This is a genomic window from Sphingomonas bacterium, from assembly GCF_903644135.1.
Taxonomy (GTDB): Bacteria; Pseudomonadota; Alphaproteobacteria; order Sphingomonadales; family Sphingomonadaceae; genus Sphingomonas.
Window position 1 is genome coordinate 1 of sequence record NZ_CAHJXA010000324.1, and the last position, 3,155, is coordinate 3,155.

A 3,155-nucleotide genomic window follows, 5' to 3' on the forward strand; every position below is an offset into this window, starting at 1 on the left:
GCGCTGCTGCTGGCCGCCGGAAAGCGCGCTGATCTGCCGGTCGGCCAGGTCGGTGAGCCGCGTGGCGGCCAGCGCGATGGCGCAGAAGCAGATGGACCCCATGCTGCAGGAGAGCAAGGCCAGCGCTGCCGAAGTGGCGATGGCCGGCCACCAGGCGTCGGACGCGCCGAGTACCCGCAGCGCCTCGCCGAACCCCGCGCCGCGCCCGCCATAGCGCGGCGCGACGGTCAGGCCGATCAGGCCCTCCGCGGCGAGGACATCGAAATTGGCGCGCGGGAACTCGCCGCTGCGGTCGAACGCCGCCGCCGTCGCGGCGAGCCGCTCGGTGACGCGGTCGAGCACCGCCTGATCGACCGGACCGGCAGCCTCGGCGACGTTCGAAACAGCGAGCGCGATTGCCATGCGATCAGGCCTTTTCTTCGATGATGGCGTTATAACGATCATCCCACAGGGTCCGGACATCGACCTTGTGCGGGATCAGCTTGCGCTCGGCGAACAGGTCGGCGACGCCCTGCTGCGAAGCGATGGCCTCAGCTGTCACCGGGCGTAGCGAGAACACGTCGCTCTGCCGCTTGAACTGGTCCGCGACATAGGCGGGCGGCACGCCGATGTCCCTGGCGACGATGCCGGCCCACTCGCCCTGGTGCGACGCGGTCCAGCCGAAGCCGCGCTTGAGCAGGCGCAGATAGTCGCCGATGATCTTCGCCCTGGCGGCATCGGCGAGCGCGTCGACATGCGCCGAGACGATGTAATTGCCCGACAGGAAACCCAGCGCGGTCTTGAGGATGCGCGCACCCTCGGTCGCGACCGCGCGCTGGATCGGGAAACCGTAGATCGCCCAGGCGTCGAGCGCGCCGTTGGAGAAGGCGGACGCACCGTCCGACACGTTGAGTGCCACCGGCTCGATGTCGCTCCAGTCGAGCCCGACCGACTGCAACATGCGGATCAGGTAATATTGCGAGGTGGTGGCGCGGACATAGCCGACACGCTTGCCCTTGAGCTGCGCCAGCGTCTCGATCCTGGACCCCCTGGGTACCAGCACGACCTGGTTGTTGACGTCGCCATGGAACACCGCGATCTGCTTGAAGCTCTGGATCGCCGAAGCCAGCGCGAACACCGGCGGGATCTCGCTCATGCCGCCCAGATCGAGCGAGCCGCCGTTGAGCGCCTCGATCACCATCTGGCCCGACTGGAACTCGGCATAGGTGACGGAGAAGCCGGCCGGCTTGATCCCTGCGGACTTGAAGATGAGGCGGGCGTCGGTCTCGCCATGCCCGGTCACCGAAGCGCGCAGGACCGCATCCTGTCCCGCCGGTCGCTTGCCGCAGCCCGCCAGCGCGAGCGCCGCCGACGCGGTCGCGCCCAGCAGCATCAGGCGGCGGCTCAGGATCGGATCGTCGGTCACGCATGTTCCCTTGCTGGCAAAGAGCACTCTCTGCTGCTGATCGGACAATTGATCGGGCAGAGCCATAAATCTAATCGCTATTCCTTCATCGTCTGAAAGGAGAGCTAATCCAATAAGCCTATCTCAACGCAGGCTATGAGAGTTGCTCATCATTCGGCACTGCTACCATTGATAACAGATACTCAAAAAGGAGCCGAGCGTTCGCCCGACTCCTTTCCGACATCCAGGCTTGATCCGCGCGCAGATCAGGCGGCGATGGTTGCCCGCGACTCGTCGAACGCCGCCACCCGCTCGCGCACGACCGGGATCAGGTCACGGCCATAGTCGATCGCGTCCTGCAGCGGGTCGAAGCCGCGGATCAGGAAATGGTCGACGCCGATCTCGTAATAATCGAGCAGCGCGTCGGTGACCTGCTCCGGGGTTCCGACCAGGCCGGTCGAGTTGCCCGACGCGCCGGTGAGTTGGGCGACGCCGGTCCATAGCCTCTTGTCCTGGCGCAGCTTCGACGCGGTGGCGAGGAGCCGGCGCGCGCCGTCATTGGGCGGGGTGTGGCCGGTGAGCGGCAGCCCCGCCGCTTCGCGATTGGCGCGCACCTGCTCGACGATCTCGTCGGCCTTTTTCCACGCCGCCTCCTCGGTGTCGGCGATCACCGGGCGCAGCGACAGCGAGAAGCCGACATCGTGGCGGTTGTAGCGCGCCGCGGAGGCGCGCACCCGCTGCACCACCTCGCGGGTGGCGTCCAGCGTCTCGCCCCAGGTGGCATAGACCTCGGCATGACGCCCGGCGACGTCGATCGCCTCGGGCGAGGTGCCGCCGAAGAAGATCGGCAGGTTGGCGGCCTGGATTGCGCTGAAGCCCTGGCGAACCTGGTAGAAGCGGCCACTGTGATCGAACGGTGCGGTGCCGCGCAGTTCCTGCTTGAGCACGTCGAGATACTCGTCGGTGCGCGCATAGCGCTCGGCCTTGTCGGTGCCGACATCGCCGTCGCGCGCCATCTCATCGTCCGCGCCGCCGGTGATGATGTGCACCGCTACCCGGCCGCCCGACAGCTGGTCCAGCGTCGCCAGCTGCCGCGCGGCGAGCGTCGGCTGGGTGAAGCCGGGGCGGTGCGCGACCAGGAAGCCGAGCCTGGTGGTGATCGCGGCGGCATGGGCGGCGACGATCTGACTCTCCGGGCTGTTGGAGCCGAACGGGATCAGCACGCGGTCGAAATCGCCCGCTTCCTGCGCTCGCGCCGCCGCCTCGACATACTCCTTGTCGAGCGCGCGCGAGCGCACCGCGGCCTGGGTTTCGGAACCGTTGTTGAAGCCGATATAGCCGATGAACTTGACGGACATTGCAGTGTCTCCTGAGCGAGTTGGGAAAGGTTCAGGTCGCGCCATGGGCGATGGCGTCGGCATAGCTGCCCTCCGGCGCGTCGACCCCGAGATGGCCGAGCAGACGCGAGCGCAGCGGCCTGACCGCGGCGGTACGCTCACCGCGGGCAGCGGCGATGCGCTCCTCGGCGACGATCCTGCCGCCGTCGAGGACCAGCACCCGGTCGGCCAGCGCAATCGCTTCGTCGACGTCGTGCGTCACCATCAGCACCGCCGGGCGATGCTTGCGCCACAGCGCCAGCACCAGCTGGTGCATCCTGATCCGGGTCAGCGCGTCGAGCGCGGCGAACGGCTCGTCGAGCAGCAGCAGCTCGGGTTCGCGGACCAGCGCGCGGGCCAGCGCGGTGCGCTGCGCCTCGCCGCCCGACAAGGTG

4 protein-coding genes are annotated in these 3,155 nt (G+C 68.0%); all 4 read right to left on the reverse strand.

Annotation, left to right across the window (positions count from 1 at the left end; all coding sequences use genetic code 11):
• Positions 1–402, reverse strand: a 402-nt coding sequence (locus HUU96_RS14995) for an acyl-CoA dehydrogenase family protein (RefSeq protein WP_217430334.1), incomplete at its 3' end; no start/stop codon positions are given.
• Positions 403–406: 4 nt separating this feature from the next.
• Positions 407–1,405 carry an ABC transporter substrate-binding protein gene (locus tag HUU96_RS13790; protein ID WP_368039777.1) on the reverse strand — a complete coding sequence of 333 codons (999 nt, stop codon included), beginning with the start codon at positions 1,403–1,405 and terminating at the stop codon, positions 407–409.
• Positions 1,406–1,650: 245 nt separating this feature from the next.
• Positions 1,651–2,742: an LLM class flavin-dependent oxidoreductase gene (locus HUU96_RS13795; protein ID WP_174293323.1), complete on the reverse strand. Its 1,092-nt coding sequence runs from the start codon at positions 2,740–2,742 to the stop codon at positions 1,651–1,653.
• A 31-nt stretch (positions 2,743–2,773) separates the two neighbouring features.
• On the reverse strand, positions 2,774–3,155 hold a 382-nt coding region (locus HUU96_RS13800; protein ID WP_174293324.1), incomplete at its 5' end, for an ATP-binding cassette domain-containing protein.

Bases quoted from the DNA above. Each gene is read 5' to 3' on its own strand.
- HUU96_RS13795 (WP_174293323.1), bottom strand. From the start codon at position 2,742: ATGTCCGTCAAGTTCATCGGCTATATCGGCTTCAACAACGGTTCCGAA.